This window comes from Streptomyces sp. ADMS, assembly GCF_033441795.1.
In the GTDB taxonomy this organism is placed as follows: domain Bacteria; phylum Actinomycetota; class Actinomycetes; order Streptomycetales; family Streptomycetaceae; genus Streptomyces.
This window is the reverse complement of sequence record NZ_JAVFVX010000048.1, coordinates 1-13,515: the sequence shown is the minus strand read 5'-3', so window position 1 is coordinate 13,515 and position 13,515 is coordinate 1. Positions and strand designations below refer to the sequence as shown.

Annotated in this window: 18 protein-coding genes and 3 pseudogenes; 4 read left to right on the top strand and 17 right to left on the bottom strand. The window is 68.3% G+C overall.

From position 1 onward, the window contains the following. Positions 1-76: 76 nt before the first annotated feature. Complete coding sequence (locus RB628_RS21490) at positions 77-1,051, bottom strand: winged helix-turn-helix domain-containing protein (RefSeq protein WP_318322128.1); 975 nt, start codon at positions 1,049-1,051, stop codon at positions 77-79. Positions 1,052-1,224: 173 nt separating this feature from the next. Here RB628_RS21490 and RB628_RS21485 point away from each other — a divergent pair, with 173 nt between their 5' ends. Continuing rightward, a complete protein-coding gene (locus RB628_RS21485; protein ID WP_318322127.1) occupies positions 1,225-1,407 on the top strand; it encodes a hypothetical protein in 183 nt (60 codons plus the stop codon). Positions 1,408-1,415: 8 nt separating this feature from the next. Here the strand turns inward: RB628_RS21485 and RB628_RS21480 are convergent, their stop codons facing one another. Together RB628_RS21480 and RB628_RS21475 are read right to left on the bottom strand one after the other, a co-directional pair. Beyond that, the gene (locus tag RB628_RS21480; RefSeq protein ID WP_412180703.1) at positions 1,416-2,102 is read right to left on the bottom strand and encodes an HAD family hydrolase; all 687 of its coding nucleotides are present in this window, start codon (positions 2,100-2,102) and stop codon (positions 1,416-1,418) included. A 74-nt stretch (positions 2,103-2,176) separates the two neighbouring features. Next, positions 2,177-3,067: a FadR/GntR family transcriptional regulator gene (locus RB628_RS21475; RefSeq protein WP_318322125.1), complete on the bottom strand. Its 891-nt coding sequence runs from the start codon at positions 3,065-3,067 to the stop codon at positions 2,177-2,179. 212 nt (positions 3,068-3,279) lie between these two features. Here RB628_RS21475 and RB628_RS21470 point away from each other — a divergent pair, with 212 nt between their 5' ends. After that, positions 3,280-3,468: a hypothetical protein gene (locus RB628_RS21470; protein WP_318322124.1), complete on the top strand. Its 189-nt coding sequence runs from the start codon at positions 3,280-3,282 to the stop codon at positions 3,466-3,468. 24 nt (positions 3,469-3,492) lie between these two features. On the opposite strand, the gene RB628_RS21465 is transcribed toward RB628_RS21470, so the two are convergent. From RB628_RS21465 to RB628_RS21455, 3 genes and pseudogenes are all read right to left on the bottom strand, one after another. Continuing rightward, on the bottom strand, positions 3,493-4,350 hold the full coding sequence (locus RB628_RS21465; RefSeq protein ID WP_318322172.1) for a winged helix-turn-helix domain-containing protein: 858 nt from the start codon (positions 4,348-4,350) through the stop codon (positions 3,493-3,495). A 228-nt stretch (positions 4,351-4,578) separates the two neighbouring features. Further along, positions 4,579-4,827: pseudogene (locus RB628_RS21460) on the bottom strand (sterol carrier protein domain-containing protein); the annotation flags it as partial. Positions 4,828-5,035: 208 nt separating this feature from the next. Then, on the bottom strand, positions 5,036-5,668 hold the full coding sequence (locus tag RB628_RS21455; RefSeq protein ID WP_318322123.1) for an aerial mycelium formation protein: 633 nt from the start codon (positions 5,666-5,668) through the stop codon (positions 5,036-5,038). Positions 5,669-5,870: 202 nt separating this feature from the next. Between RB628_RS21455 and dtd the strand changes: the two genes are divergently transcribed. Next, positions 5,871-6,296 carry a D-aminoacyl-tRNA deacylase gene (gene dtd / locus RB628_RS21450; protein WP_318322122.1) on the top strand — a complete coding sequence of 142 codons (426 nt, stop codon included), beginning with the start codon at positions 5,871-5,873 and terminating at the stop codon, positions 6,294-6,296. Between the two features lie 27 nt (positions 6,297-6,323). Here dtd and RB628_RS21445 read toward each other — a convergent pair whose 3' ends face one another. The 3 genes from RB628_RS21445 to RB628_RS21435 are packed head-to-tail and all read right to left on the bottom strand — an operon-like array spanning position 6,324 to position 8,368. Further along, positions 6,324-7,289: a folate-binding protein gene (locus RB628_RS21445; protein WP_318322121.1), complete on the bottom strand. Its 966-nt coding sequence runs from the start codon at positions 7,287-7,289 to the stop codon at positions 6,324-6,326. A 9-nt stretch (positions 7,290-7,298) separates the two neighbouring features. Beyond that, the gene (locus tag RB628_RS21440; protein ID WP_318322120.1) at positions 7,299-7,751 is read right to left on the bottom strand and encodes a Fur family transcriptional regulator; all 453 of its coding nucleotides are present in this window, start codon (positions 7,749-7,751) and stop codon (positions 7,299-7,301) included. A gap of 41 nt (positions 7,752-7,792) precedes the next feature. Beyond that, complete coding sequence (locus tag RB628_RS21435) at positions 7,793-8,368, bottom strand: FABP family protein (RefSeq protein WP_318322119.1); 576 nt, start codon at positions 8,366-8,368, stop codon at positions 7,793-7,795. 390 nt (positions 8,369-8,758) lie between these two features. Here RB628_RS21435 and RB628_RS21430 point away from each other — a divergent pair, with 390 nt between their 5' ends. After that, positions 8,759-9,121 (top strand): DsrE family protein, encoded by a 363-nt coding sequence (locus RB628_RS21430; protein WP_235477124.1) that lies wholly within the window; start codon positions 8,759-8,761, stop codon positions 9,119-9,121. Here the strand turns inward: RB628_RS21430 and RB628_RS21425 are convergent. The 8 genes and pseudogenes from RB628_RS21425 to RB628_RS21395 all read right to left on the bottom strand — a co-directional run bounded on the left by RB628_RS21425 (position 9,118) and on the right by RB628_RS21395 (position 13,380). Then, on the bottom strand, positions 9,118-9,477 hold the full coding sequence (locus RB628_RS21425; protein ID WP_412180700.1) for a DUF397 domain-containing protein: 360 nt from the start codon (positions 9,475-9,477) through the stop codon (positions 9,118-9,120). The genes RB628_RS21430 and RB628_RS21425 overlap by 4 nt on opposite strands. Next, positions 9,459-10,139: pseudogene (locus RB628_RS21420) on the bottom strand (DUF5753 domain-containing protein); the annotation flags it as partial. The gene RB628_RS21425 and the pseudogene RB628_RS21420, both read right to left, overlap by 19 nt. A 16-nt stretch (positions 10,140-10,155) precedes the next feature. Next, positions 10,156-10,482 (bottom strand): annotated as a pseudogene (locus RB628_RS21415) (VOC family protein); the annotation flags it as partial. A 49-nt stretch (positions 10,483-10,531) separates the two neighbouring features. Beyond that, on the bottom strand, positions 10,532-10,792 hold the full coding sequence (locus tag RB628_RS21410; RefSeq protein ID WP_318322118.1) for a DUF3099 domain-containing protein: 261 nt from the start codon (positions 10,790-10,792) through the stop codon (positions 10,532-10,534). Positions 10,793-10,912: 120 nt separating this feature from the next. Then, a complete protein-coding gene (locus RB628_RS21405; protein ID WP_055524959.1) occupies positions 10,913-11,200 on the bottom strand; it encodes a DUF1416 domain-containing protein in 288 nt (95 codons plus the stop codon). 95 nt (positions 11,201-11,295) lie between these two features. Further along, positions 11,296-12,135 carry a sulfurtransferase gene (locus RB628_RS21400; protein ID WP_055524958.1) on the bottom strand — a complete coding sequence of 280 codons (840 nt, stop codon included), beginning with the start codon at positions 12,133-12,135 and terminating at the stop codon, positions 11,296-11,298. 190 nt (positions 12,136-12,325) lie between these two features. Further along, positions 12,326-12,406, bottom strand: a complete 81-nt coding sequence (locus RB628_RS42670; RefSeq protein WP_351335063.1) for an Ms5788A family Cys-rich leader peptide — start codon at positions 12,404-12,406, stop codon at positions 12,326-12,328. A gap of 230 nt (positions 12,407-12,636) precedes the next feature. Next, positions 12,637-13,380 carry a DUF2993 domain-containing protein gene (locus RB628_RS21395; protein ID WP_318322117.1) on the bottom strand — a complete coding sequence of 248 codons (744 nt, stop codon included), beginning with the start codon at positions 13,378-13,380 and terminating at the stop codon, positions 12,637-12,639. Between the last annotated feature and the right edge of the window lie 135 nt (positions 13,381-13,515).

Genomic DNA, 13,515 nt, shown 5'->3' with positions numbered 1-13,515 from the left:
TGTTGCGCCAGGGAGCGGAATTCGTGGTCTCCTCACACACTCCGGCCGTCGAGGCGGCGGAATCACTTTCGGTCGATCAGTCCACCGCGAGATACTTCCAGACCGAGTCGAACCACGCCTGCATGCTTTCCACGAACACCGACCCCTGGGATTCCGGACCACCGGAATCCGGGCCGCCCGGCTCCGGGCCCTCCGCGCCCCGCACATAGTGCATGAGGGTGGCACCGATCCCTATGACGTCGATCGCGGCAAGGGGTTTCGTCTCGTCCTCCAGCACGATGGGGCGTTCGGTCACCTCGTACATTCCGTGCAGCGCGTCCGTGCCGTTGAGCAGATAGAGCTTGAACACCGGGGCGACCGGCACCCGCCGGATCTCCACCTCGACGTTCGCCACCAGCCCTTCCGCCTGCAGCATGCCCAGCACGTGCCGCAGCGAGGTCGCGTGCCGGTTGGTGATGGCCCGCAGTCGGTCCACGGGGCGGGTGTCGGCCGCGTCGCCCATGGCCCGCGGATAGGGCAGCGGCAGATCGTCGGTGGGCAGCAGCATGCGCAGGGTGATGCTGTGCGGGGCGGCGATCTCCCTGGTCCTGATCCGCTCGGCCTGGAGCCAGATGTGCCCCTGGAGGGACTCGGACGTCAACGTGAAGACGTCCAGGGTGACTTCGGGCTTCGTGAACGCCTCACGGATGTGCGGGGCGAGGGTCGTACGACCGGGACGCGCGAGCCGCACCGCGCCTCCCGGCTGTGCGCCTCCCGGCTGCGTGGCGCCCGGACGGCCGGACTCCGGTACGGCGATCACCCGCGAGCCGCTGCCCTGCCGGGTGTCGACCAGCCCCCGCTCGGTGAGTACCCGCAGCACTCGCTGGATGGTGTCCCGGGACACCATGAACTCCTGGGCCAGTTCCCGCTGGGGAGGCAACAGGGACCCCAGCGCATAGGCCGGGGCCGCCCCCTCGTCACCGGACATGCGGTGGATCAGTTCGGCGAGGATCCGCTCGAACTCCCTGCCGCCGCCCTCGGTGCCACGCTGGCCGTCCTGTTGCTCACCCACAAGCCGACCGTACCTCTTCCGGACCGCCGCCACACCAATTTGCGTCAACCAGCCAACCTGTTGACCAGCGCAGTTAAGGGATCTCCACCCAGGGAAGACCAATCTCAGGACAACCAGTCCAATTGGACGGCAAGTTGAGTGATTGGCCGCCGTGGAAGGTGCGGGTGGGGGACATGCTTCTTCTTCAAGTGCTGTGGGCGTTATGTCAGTTGGCGCTGAGCATGCTGGCTCAGCTTCGGCTCGGGTTCTTCGGGCTGATCCTGTTGAGCGCGATCTTCGTCGGAATCAGGTCACGTCACAACGGGCTGGCCGTCGGAGCGGCCGTGGTGTTCGCCCTGCTGATGACGCAGGCCTGACCGCCGGCTCAGGCCTGGCCGCGGAGCACTTTCAGTACGGGCTCCAGTGAGCCGACGACCGTCTCGGCGCCCGCGTCCCGCAGCAGCTTCTCCTTGTGTTCGTCACGCGCGTAGCCGAGGAACGGAACACCGGCCTCGCGGGCGGCGAGGAAGTCCGAGGGCGTGTCGCCGATCATCAGCGCGGACGACGGCGCCGCCCCCATCGCGTTCAGCGCACGGTTGAGACAGTGCGGGTGGGGCTTGAGGTGGTGGAGTTCCTGCGTGCGTCCGTAGATGTGCGGGACGAAGCACGACGTCAGACCGCGGCTGGTCAGATACTCGCGGACCACGAGCGGGGAGTTGTTCGTCGCGACCGCGAGCCGGGCGCCCACCGCTGTCCAGGTGCGGATCAGCGGGTCGGCGTACGGGGTGGGCATCGCCAGGGCCGTGGCCCGGAGTTCTTCCTGGGTGAGACGTTTCTCCAGCTCGTCGACCAGGTCGCTCCCGGAGTGCCGGCGGTCGACGGCACGCAGCACGACGTGCGGATCCAGGGACTGGCGCTCTTCCTCCGTCAGCAGCCCGTGCAGGCCACGCCCTTCGAGCCACTCCACGAGGTCGATCGCCACCCGCTCCGCCGAATGGCCGGCGAACAGCCGGCAGACGGGCCCGTCGAAGTCCCAGAGCACGACGCGTGCGCGGGCGATCGCTTCCCTCAGATTCTCGGCCGCGGAATCGCCCTCGACGGTCGCCTGTTCGGTCTGTGTCGCATGAGAGGTCACTTGAGAGGTCACTAGGAGAGTGTCAGGTCCGACGTGATGGTTTCCCAGAGGGCGTTGAACCACTTCTGGGACTGCTCGACGAACGCGGAGTCACGTTCGCTGCCCTGCCGGCCCTCCTGGTTCTCGAAGGAGAAGAGGAGTGATTCGGCGCCCAGGACGTCGAACATCTCCAGCGTCTGGCTCTCGTACTCCTCCTCGCGGCGCGTGAGCAGGTAGTACCCGATCAGCGCCTCCTCGCCGTTCAGCAGGTACAGCTTCACCGGCGGCGTGAACGGCAGCGCCCGGAAGGCGACGCGGACGTCGACGCCGTGCGACTTGCGGAGCGCCTGGAGGTTGTGGCGCAGCACATGCCCCTGGGCGTTGCGCATCTCCAGCCAGCGCTTGTGGACCGGATCGTCCTCGCCGCCACCGTCCACGGAGATCGGAAAGGCCAGACTGATCTCCCGCGAGGGCATCAGGATGCGGACGTCGATCGTCTCCGGGCGCATCCGGCCGTCGTGGATCAGCCGGATCTGCTGGCCGATGGCCACCGTCAGGGTCTCCGCCGTGTGGCATACGACGTCGATGCGCACGTGCCGGCGCTGGAACGCCTCGGTCAGGCGCGGCGCCAGTCCCACCATCGTCGGCTGGGGACCCTCCCGGGGCGGGGGCACTTCGGCGACACGCGGGGGGCTGCCCTTGCTGACGTTGGTGAGCAGTTGCTCGCCGTGCAGGATGCGCAGTGCCTCCCGGACGGCACCTCGCTCGACGCCGAACTCCTCGGCCAACTCGGCCTGGGTCGGCAGGCGGTCGCCCGCCCTGAGGTCGCCGGTGCGGATGCGGTCACGCAGGGCGTCGGCGATGTCCTGGGGCGTCTGTCGTCTGTTGCCGTTCACTGCCACGTTCTCCTGGGTCACGACCAAACGCTACAACTCCGATCCATCTTTGGGGAGTTGCCTGGAAGTTGTTTATGAGTAGTGGCCAAGTGGGGACAACACATACAGAGTTGGTTGCCAACTTAGTGAAGTTGGCATAAGTTTCACCACCACTTCACCGCCTTGGCACCACCCCCGAGGCAGCCAAGCAACGAAGCACCGAACAGCCCTGAGCCCTGAAGCTTGAAGGAGGAACCACCATGCCCGCCATCGCCCTCCTCGCCGCCGTCTTCATCAGCGGCTTCCAGCAGCTCGTCAGCTGGAAGTACGGCACCTCAGGCGTCGTCGGCCTGCTGCTGCTCACCATCGGCATCAAGGCCAAGAGCGCGACCATCAGCTCCATCGGGGCGGTCGTACTCGCCCTGCTGGTCACCGGGCCCGCCCTGTGACTGTCGCAACCCCCGTGGGAGACCTCAGCTCGTGAGCACCAGCTCCGAACTGATTGTCTCCCACAGTGCGTTGAACCACAGATGCGACTGCTCCACGAACGTCGTGTCACGCATCCCGGCGCCCTGCTCGAACGCGAACAGCATCGACCGGACGCCCTCGGCGTCGTACATCTCGACCTGTTCGTGGTCGATCTCCGCCTCGCGTCTCTTCAGCGTGTAGTACGCGAAGAGCGCCTCCGTCTCGTTGAGCAGGTACAGCTTCACCGGCGGCGTGAACGGAAGGGCCCGGAAGGTGACGCGCACGTCGATACCGTGCGTGGACCGCAGGGCCAGCAGGTTGTGCCGGAGCACCTGCCCCTGGGCGTTGCGCTGTGCCAGCCAGCGGCGCTGCAGCCGGCCGGTGGCCGAAGCCCCCGCCGGGGAGCCGTCCGCCAGTGCCACCGGCGCCGGGAACGCGAGGTCGATGTCCCGGCTCGGCAACAGCACCCGGACGTCGATTCTGGCCGGATTCAGCTGTCCGGCGTGGATCTGGCGCAGCGGCTCGCCGATGGCGAGGGTGAGCGAGACGGACGTCAGACACAGGGCGTCGATCCCGACGTGCGGGGAGGCGAAGGCCGCCGCGATGCGGGGCGCGAGCGCGACGGTGGTGGGCTGCGGCAGGGCGGCGGGGCCGGTCAGCGCGGGTCCGGGAGCGGAGGCGACCGTCGCCGGGCTGCCCTTGCTGACGTTGGTCAGCAGACGCTCGGCGTGCAGGATGCGCAGCGCCTCCCGGACGGCACCTCGCTCGACGCCGAACTCCTCGGCCAGCCTGGCCTGGGTGGGCATTCGCTGGCCGGGCCGCAGCTCACCGGACCTGATCCGGGTGCGCAGGGCGTCGGCCACCTCGCGGTGTGACCTCTGGGGCTCCACAACCAAACCCTACAACTTCTCGCCATCTTTTGGCAGTTCAAGTGAAGGTGGTTATGAGGCGCCCACAAGTGGAGATAAACATGGTGAAGTTGGCTACCAACTTCTCCAACATGGTCAAGCTTTCCACGGGTTGGCCGCCGAACTCTTCTCCGGAGGGGAGCCTGGAGTTCGGCAGCCACCACGACCGGAAAGGAGGTCGGATCAGAAGATGTCCGGGCACCAAGGCCGCCTGGACGTACGCAGCAGGGCGTCGGCCACCCGGGCGGCGCCCGCTCGTTCCTCCCGCACCCGTCCCAGCGCCGCCAGCCGCACCGCCGACTCGTCACCGAGCCACAGTGCCGCCAACTCCCGTACATTCAGGGTAAGTTCAGCGACGTCACAGGTACCGGGCGTGCAGGAGCCGACACCTTCCGCGGACACCTCCAGCCGGTACCGTCCGCCGGCGAACCCGGCCGTCCCCTACCGTCTCGTCCCGTACCTGGAGGCTGTGCCCCCAGACCCCGCCGCCACGGCCCTGAACGGGCCTCATCCTCGAACTCCCGCAAGGGGGACCCCCGGACAGGCTGGGACACCGGGACCAGAAGCTCGGGCTCACCGGGCCTCGTCCTCGAACTCCCCCAGAGGGGGACCCCGGTCGGGCTGAGGCGCCGCCGCTCTCTCAGATCAGCAGGTCCTCCACCTGAGCCTCGCCCTCCCGGTACCGCCGCGCGATCTCCCCGCTGCAGTCGTCCGCCGTCCGCTGCAGACCCTGCCGCCGCCGGGAAATCTGCTGCTCGTACCCGACAAGCCTGCCCATCGCAGCCGTCAGCTCCGGGTCCGTACGCGCGTCCAGGTCCGACAGCTCGACCTCGGCGAGCATCTCCGCCGCGAGCCGCCCGTACTCCTCGCTGTGCGGCATCCCCAGCGTCACGTGCCGCGCCGACGACCGGTGCCGGGCCGGCGCGTCCGTCAGGATCTCCGACAGCCGCTCGACGACCGACCCCTCCCCCACCGCGACCACGGACGTGGGCCCGCGCCGCGCCAGTTCCGCCCGCAGGATGTCGATGCGTCCCTGCAGCAGCCGCCGTACGTAACTGAGGTCGGCCTCGTCCCGCTGGGCGTCCTTGCGCAGGACGCGCAGCTCGGACAGCCGCAGCACGCCAAGGTCGTACTCCGGCGGATCGGCGGCCAGCAACGCACCGACCGAAGCAGCCGGGGTGACCGGGGCGACCGCTGCGGCCGGACCGGTCCTTCGCTGCTCGGGCGGCCAGGCGGCGGCCATGTGAGGCCGCCCGGTACTCGGTGTGCTCATGTGCCTCTACGTCCCCTCGACAGGCGAATGGGAGCATCGTGCCACCCCAAGTGGCCGCTATGTGACCGAGTGCCCCCGAACGGCCCCAGATGCGGGCTTAAGGATCAAAAAGAATCCCTTAATGGGCCTCACAGGGCCGCTCCCGGACGGCGCGACAGCAAGGCTCGGCAGCACGGTGTAAACGGCACGGCATGATGGGCGTATGCGAGCGGTGGTGCAGAGAGTGGACGGCGCGAGTGTCGTCGTGGACGGCGAAGTGACCGGAGAGATCACGGGCGAGGGTCTGTGCGTCCTTGTCGGGGTCACCCACGAGGACACGAAGGAGAAGGCGGCCCAACTGGCCCGCAAACTCTGGTCGATCCGCATGCTGGCGGACGAGAGGTCGTGTTCCGACATCGACGCCCCGCTGCTCGTCATCAGCCAGTTCACCCTGTACGGCGACGCCCGCAAGGGCCGCCGCCCGACCTGGAACGCGGCGGCCCCCGGCGACGTCGCCGAACCGCTTGTCGACGAGGTGGTCGCCCAACTCCGTTCCCTGGGCGCGACGGTGGCGACGGGCCGCTTCGGCGCCAGGATGCGGGTGACCCTGACGAACGACGGCCCGTTCACGGTCCTCGTGGAGATGTAGGTGCCGAGAAACGGAGGCCGAGAGGAACTACGGCTCGACCACGACCTCCTGCGCGGCCGCCGTCGTGTCCGCGACCAACCGCGCGTCCACCGCCACGTTCCGCTTCACCAGCGCGAGCGCGACCGGTCCCAGCTCGTGATGCCGTACGGACGTCGTGATGAACCCGACCTTCCGTCCCTCGGGTCCGTCGTCCGCCAGCCGGAGTTCCGTGCCGGCCGGTGGCAGGTGGACCTCGCTGCCGTCCAGGTGCAGGAACACGAGCCGGCGCGGCGGCTTCCCCAGGTTATGGACCCGGGCGACCGTCTCCTGCCCCCGGTAGCAGCCCTTCTGCAGATGCACCGCCGTGCCGATCCAGCCCAGCTCGTGCGGGATGGTCCGGTGGTCGGTCTCGAACCCGAGCCGCGGCCGGTGCTGCTCGACCCGCAGCGCCTCGTACGCCAGCAGCCCCGCCGCCGGCCCGGCCTTCTCCGCGTACGACTCCAGCTCGGCCCGAGGAAGGAAGAGGTCACGCCCGTACGCGGTCTCGCGTACGACGACACCGTCAGGGACCTCGGCGATGGCCCCCGCCGGGAGGTGAACGACCGCGAACTCGCCCGTCCGGTCGGCGACTTCGACGCGGTAGAAGAACCTCATCGACTCCAGGTAGGCGATCAGCGCCTCCTGGGTCCCCGGCTCCACATGCGCCCAGGTGGTCGTGCCGTCGTCGACCAGATACAGCGCGTGCTCGATGTGACCGTTCGCGGACAGCACCAGCGCCTCGGTGGCCTCGCCCACGGGCAGGTCGCTGACGTGCTGGGTGAGCAGCAGGTGCAGCCAGCTCAGCCGGTCGTCGCCGGTGACGGTGACGACGCCGCGGTGGGAGAGGTCGACGAATCCGATGCCCTCGGCGAGGGCACGCTGTTCGCGGAACAGCTCACCGTAGTGGGCGGCGACGCCTTCGTCCACGCCCTCGGCGGGGACGGCGCCGGGCAGGGACAGCAGAGGGCTCTTCATGGGACAAGCCTACGACTCGGTAGTTGAAACCTTGGCAGCCGAAGCCTTGAGGGCACAGTCCTCGCAACGGCCGAAGATCGCGAAGTGCTTCATGTCGGTCTCGAACCCGAAGTCCTCGCGCAGCTTGGCGGTGAAGTCCCCGGCGACGGCGACATCCGTCTCGATCACGTTCTCGCAGTCGCGGCAGACCAGGTGGATGTGGTGGTGCCGGTCCGCGAGGTGGTATGTCGGCGCCCCGTGCCCCAGATGGGCATGGCTGACCAGATCCAGCTCCTCCAGCAGCTCCAGGGTCCGGTAGACGGTGGAAATGTTGACCCCCGACGCCGTCTTCCGCACTTCCACGAGGATGTCGTCGGGGGTCGCGTGCTCAAGGGTGTCCACGGCTTCGAGGACAAGCTGGCGTTGCGGGGTCAGCCGGTAACCGCGCTGCCGCAGATCACTTTTCCAGTCGGTGCTCACCACACCACGAGTCTAGGACTACTTGCCGGGTCTACTCGCTGGCCCTACTTGAAGAACGCGATCCCGTCGTCCGGCATGTCGTCCGGCAGGGCCTTCGCCCAGCGTTCGACGTCCTCCGGAGTGACGACCTTCTTCAGGTGCGCCGACATGTACGGGCGCAGCTCGACCTCCGGGGTCTGCTTCTCGCCGACCCACATGAGGTCGCTGTTCACGTACCCGTAGAGCCGCTTGCCGCCGCTGTACGGGCCCGAGGCCGCCGTCCGCGCCACGGCGTCGGTCACGATGTCGATCTGCGGCTTCTTCGCGGCCAGCTCGCCGTACCAGACCTCGACGACACCGTCCTGGCGGACCATGACGACCTCGACCTTGCGGTCGGCGTCGACCCGCCAGTAGCCGGACTCGGACTCCAGGGGCCTGACCTTGTTCCCGTCGGCGTCCAGCACCCACGAGCGGGAGTGGTACTCCAGGAAGTCACGTCCGTCGTGCGTGAAGGTGACCTCCTGCCCGAAGTTGCACTTCTCGTCGCCGGGGAAGTCGTAGACCCCCGCGCCGGCCCACTCGCCGACCAGGAAGACGAGAGGCAGAAGGTCCTTGTGGAGGTCGGACGGGATCTCGATCATGAGCTGCGTTTCCTGCGATTCCTGGTGGCGGGGGTCAGCGCTGACCCTGGTACAGCTTCTTGACCGTGAGACCGGCGAAGGCGAGAACGCCGACGGCGACCAGAACCAGCAGGGCTTCGAAGAATGCCTCAAGCACGGGGTGCTCCTCGGACGATCGGTTGTGTGCACAAGAGCCGGGCCCAAGCTTACGCGGCCGGGGCCAGGCTCTCTCGGCCAGGTGGTTCAGAACCAGCCCAGCAGCTGGCTCTGCAGGGTAACCGTCTGCTGGAAGGGCACGGCCGGTGCCTCGCCCTTCCCCCACAGCGTCTGAAGCGCGGATCGCGTCACCGCGCGCACAGGAGACTCACGGCCCACGGCCTGGGTCGCCTGGAAGATGACTACGATTCGGACATGGCAAAGAAGCTCGTGATCAAGGTGACGGCAGGGGCCGATGCCCCCGAGCGCTGCTCGCAGGCGTTCACGGTGGCGGCGGTGGCCGTGGCCAGCGGGGTCGAGGTGTCCCTGTGGCTGACCGGGGAGTCGGCCTGGTTCGCTCTGCCGGGACGGGCCGCCGAGTTCGAGCTGCCGCACGCCGCGCCGCTGCCTGACCTGATCGACTCGGTCCTCGCGGCCGGGCGGCTCACCCTCTGCACCCAGTGCGCGGCCCGGCGTGACATCACCGAGAAGGACGTCATCGAGGGCGTACGGATCGCGGGCGCGCAGGTCTTCGTCCAGGAGGCGATGGCGGACGGGACGCAGGCGCTCGTCTACTAGAGCGAGGCGTCCCTGACAGCACCGACAAAGACAGCCCAGGCACCGGCCGCGAGGACGAGGGCGCCTCGACCGGGGTCCTTGCTGTCCCGGACGGGGACGACGGCGGGGAGGTTGGGGGCGACTTCGACGCAGGCCCCGCCTTCTGAGTTGCTGTAGCTGCTCTTACGCCAAGCGGCGGAGCACAGGAAGTCGTCGGAGACCTCGATGCAGTTGCCGCCATCCGAGTTGCTGTAGCTACTCGTGCGCCAGGAGGCGGAGCTGAGGAGGTCGGCGGAGACCTCTACGCAGTCGCCGCCGCCCGTGTTGCTGTAGCTGCTCTTGCGCCACGTCACGCCGGTCAGATCGATGGCTCGCACGGCACGTCCTCCAGGGTACGCAAGATGAACATCCGCGACTCGGCAGGGCTCAAGGCCAGGTCACGAACCGCATCATATCTGCGCTGCAATCCCTCAACCCCGCTTGTTTCTTCAACGAGTTCGCCCCGCACAATGTTCTCCGTGTAAGCCACCGTGCGACCGTCCGGCAACCGCAGGAACGTCACGGGGGTGTCCATCAGCCCGTGCAGTCCGGTGCCGTGCGGCAGCACATAGAGAGTGATGTTCGGCCGCTCCGCCACTTCCAGCAAGTACTGGAGCTGCTCTCGCCAGCTCTGAAGGGCGCGCAGCGAATTCCGCAGCACCGCCTCGGACAGAATGACGCGGAACGGCGGTGCATCCTCCCCCTCCAGCAGCTTCCGCCTCCCGATGCGCGCTTCAACCTGCTGCTCCACCTCCTCGCTCTTGAGGCTGCCCTCTGCGAGCAACTCGCGTGCGTAGTGCGAGGTTTGAAGCAGCCCATGGATGGTGCTGCCCCCGTAATGCCAGAGACTGATGGCCTCGGCTTCCAGCATCATGTACCGCCGATACTGCTCCTTGAACTGAGTCGGATCCCCCACCGCCAGTTCCCACAAGGTGAGTACGAGCCCACCCGTCCCGTAATGCTGATCCAGCGCCTGGGCCACCTCCGGGCTCCCCAGCGTCGCGCAGGCAGAAGGGGTGGCCCGCCGGGTCCAGCAGGACTCGTACGTCGTCCTGCGGCTGATGCTCGTGGAGTATGGCGCCCTCGGCCACGGCCCGTGAGGTCTCCCCCTCCAGGTCGTCGACCTCGATGTCCAGGTGGAGCATCATCTGCTGGTCGCCGGGGGCGCGGGCGGGCCAGACGGGCGGGATGTACGCGCGTTCCGTCTCGAAGGCGAGGGAGACGCCCTCGGTGCCGGGCGGGGGGCCGATGAGGACCCAGTCGGGCTCCTCGCTGCGGATCTCGTAGCCGAGGAGGCGGCGGTAGAAGCCGGCCAGTTCGTGCGCGTCAGGCGCGTCCAGCACCACGGTGGACACTCTCGTACGTCCCACGGGTCCCCCTTGGCCCTGCCGGCTACTGGCGGCGCTTCTTGCCGTCCAGCTCGTCCCACCACTCGTCGGACCTGGTGTCGCCGGACGGGTCGTCCCACCAGCGGTCGTCCGGGCCGCGGCGGTTGGCGACGACCGCCGCCAGGGGCGGGATCACCATCGCCACCAGACACATACCGACGGCCACCGGCATCGACCACAGGCGCACGACCGCCCAGGCCAGGACGAAGAGTCCGATGCACGTCCCCATCATGGCGAAGTAGGTGTGGCGGCGCCGCGCGTACATACATCCAGGGTAGTTCCGTACATGGCGGAAGGGCCGCCCCCTGGTGCACCAGGAGAGCGGCCCTTCACGCTGCGGTGCGGCGCCGTGCCGTGCCGTGCCGTGCCGTGCCGTGCCGTGCCGTCAGACGGCGATCGCGACCTCCGAGAGGCCGCCCGTCTGGGCGACGACCGTACGGTCCGCCGTGCCGCCCGGGACGAGGGCGCGAACGGTCCACGTGCCCTCGGCCGCGTAGAAGCGGAACTGTCCGGTCGCCGAGGTGGGGACCTCGGCGGTGAACTCGCCGGTCGAGTCCAGGAGGCGGACGTATCCGACCACCGGCTCGCCGTCGCGGGTCACCTGACCCTGGATCGTGGTCTCACCGGGCTTGATCGTCGAGGCGTCCGGGCCGCCGGCCTTCGCTCCACACATGTCTTTCTCCATCAGGGGTCTGACCGGAGGGTAGGCCGGTCGGGGTGTACGGGGTACTCGCTGACTACGGGTCTGCTACCGACCTGCCACCGGTCCTACTTGTTGGCGCCGAGCTCGATCGGAACGCCGACCAGGGAGCCGTACTCGGTCCAGGAGCCGTCGTAGTTCTTGACGTTCTCCACGCCCAGCAGCTCGTGCAGGACGAACCAGGTGAGCGCGGAACGCTCACCGATACGGCAGTACGCGATGGTGTCCTTGGCGAGGTCGACCTGCTCGTCGGCGTAGAGCTCCTTGAGCTCGTCGTCCGACTTGAAGGTGCCGTCGTCGTTGGCGTTCTTCGACCACGGGATGTTGCGGGCGGACGGGACGTGGCCCGGGCGCTGCGACTGCTCCTGCGGGAGGTGCGCGGGGGCGAGCAGCTTGCCGCTGAACTCGTCGGGCGAGCGCACGTCGACCAGGTTCTGCGAGCCGATGGCCGCCACGACGTCGTCGCGGAAGGCGCGGATCGACTTGTTCTGGGGCTTGGCCTTGTAGTCGGTGGCGGGGCGCGAGGGGACCTCTTCCACCAGCTCGCGGGCGTCCAGCTCCCACTTCTTGCGGCCGCCGTCGAGCAGCTTGACGCTGTCGTGGCCGTACAGCTTGAAGTACCAGTAGGCGTACGAGGCGAACCAGTTGTTGTTGCCGCCGTAGAGCACCACGAGGGTGTCGTTGCCGATGCCCTTGGCCGAGAGGAGCTTCTCGAAGCCCTCCTGGTCGATGAAGTCGCGGCGGACCGGGTCCTGGAGGTCCTTGGTCCAGTCGATCCGGATGGCGTTGCGGATGTGGTTCTTCTCGTAGGCGGACGTGTCCTCGTCCACCTCGACGATGGCGATGTCGGCGTTGTCGAGGTTGGCCTCGACCCAGTCTGCATCGACCAGGACGTCGCTGCGGCTCATGCTGTTTCTCCTCCGGGGCAGTTGCGGCGGGGTGGTGCGTGGTGCGTGAGCAGAGGGGGTACGGATGCGGTCGTATCCGGTCGTATCCGCTCGTGTGCGGTCAGGCCTGTCGCGACTCGCGCACGAGGGCCCTTGGTGAAGGGCGCCGGGGATGCGGGAGGGGTGCGCCGCTATTGCCGCGCGCTCCCGCTCAGAAAGGGCGACAGAGCATGGCGGCGACGCGGCACAGGTCTACTGCCCGCCGCTTCGTGAGATCCGCCTGTCGCTGCATAGCGTCGATCGTAGGGACGGATTGCCGGGGATGTCACCGGCGTGTCGCATGATGAGACGCGATCGTCCGCGATGTGAGATACGCGAGAGTGGCGGGCGGTGATTGCGGGGGTGCGGGCGAGGAGGTGGGGTGTGCGTCCGTCGTCACATCTGCGGTACGGACGGTGCCGTCTCGCCAGTTGGACGATGGACCCTGAACGCCCACCCGGTGTGAGGCCGGCCTGACGCGTCCTACCCCGCCAGGCTGACGTTCGAACCCTTCACCGTGATTTCCACACCGGTCTTCGCCGCCTCGACGGCGTCCAGCTTGATGCCGCCGGGCAGGCCCTCGATCTTCTGCTCGAAGTCCGTCACCGTGCGCATCTTGTTGTCGGCGAGGTCGATGCCCAGGTTGGGCAGGGAGTCCGCCTTCACCTTGACCGTGTCGCCCTCGACCGTGACCGTGCTGAGCACGGACACCGGCTGCGGCAGCTTCGTGCCGGCCACCGTCGCCTCGATCTCGACCTTGATCTTGCCGTTGCCGCCGTCCGACAGGCCCACGATCGTGGCGGTCACTCCGGGGACCACCTCCACGGGCCCCGACTCGACGGATTTGGCCGCCTTCAGCAGCTCGGCGTACGTGATGGTCGCGCTGCCGGTGGCGGTGGCCGCGGTGGCGGAGCTGTAGTCGCCGGTGAACGCGACGCCGCGCATCTGGGCGTTCAGGTCGTCGATACGGATGTTCTGGCCGGAGACCCCGGTGGCGGCCTCGTAGTCCTCGATGCCGATCTCCACGTCGTCGAGTTCGCCGCCGGCGACCTGGGTGAGGAAGGGGAAGCCCTTGATCGACACGTCCGGGGTGGTGGCCAGACCCTCGCTGGTCCTGAGGCGGTCCGCGACCTCGTCCTCCGCGAATCCGACGGCGACGCGGTCGGCGATCACGAAGAGGCCGCCGAGAATCACGGCGACGATGAGGAGTATTCGGAGTGCACGCATGCTGGCGACGGTACCTGGGGGTTGGCTCCGCCGGGGGTGGGGTGGGGGTGGTTGTTGATCGCTTGTGACAGGGCCGGTTCTCGCCCCCGCCGCCCCTACCCGTCCCATCCCGTACCTGGGGGCTGCGCCCCCAGA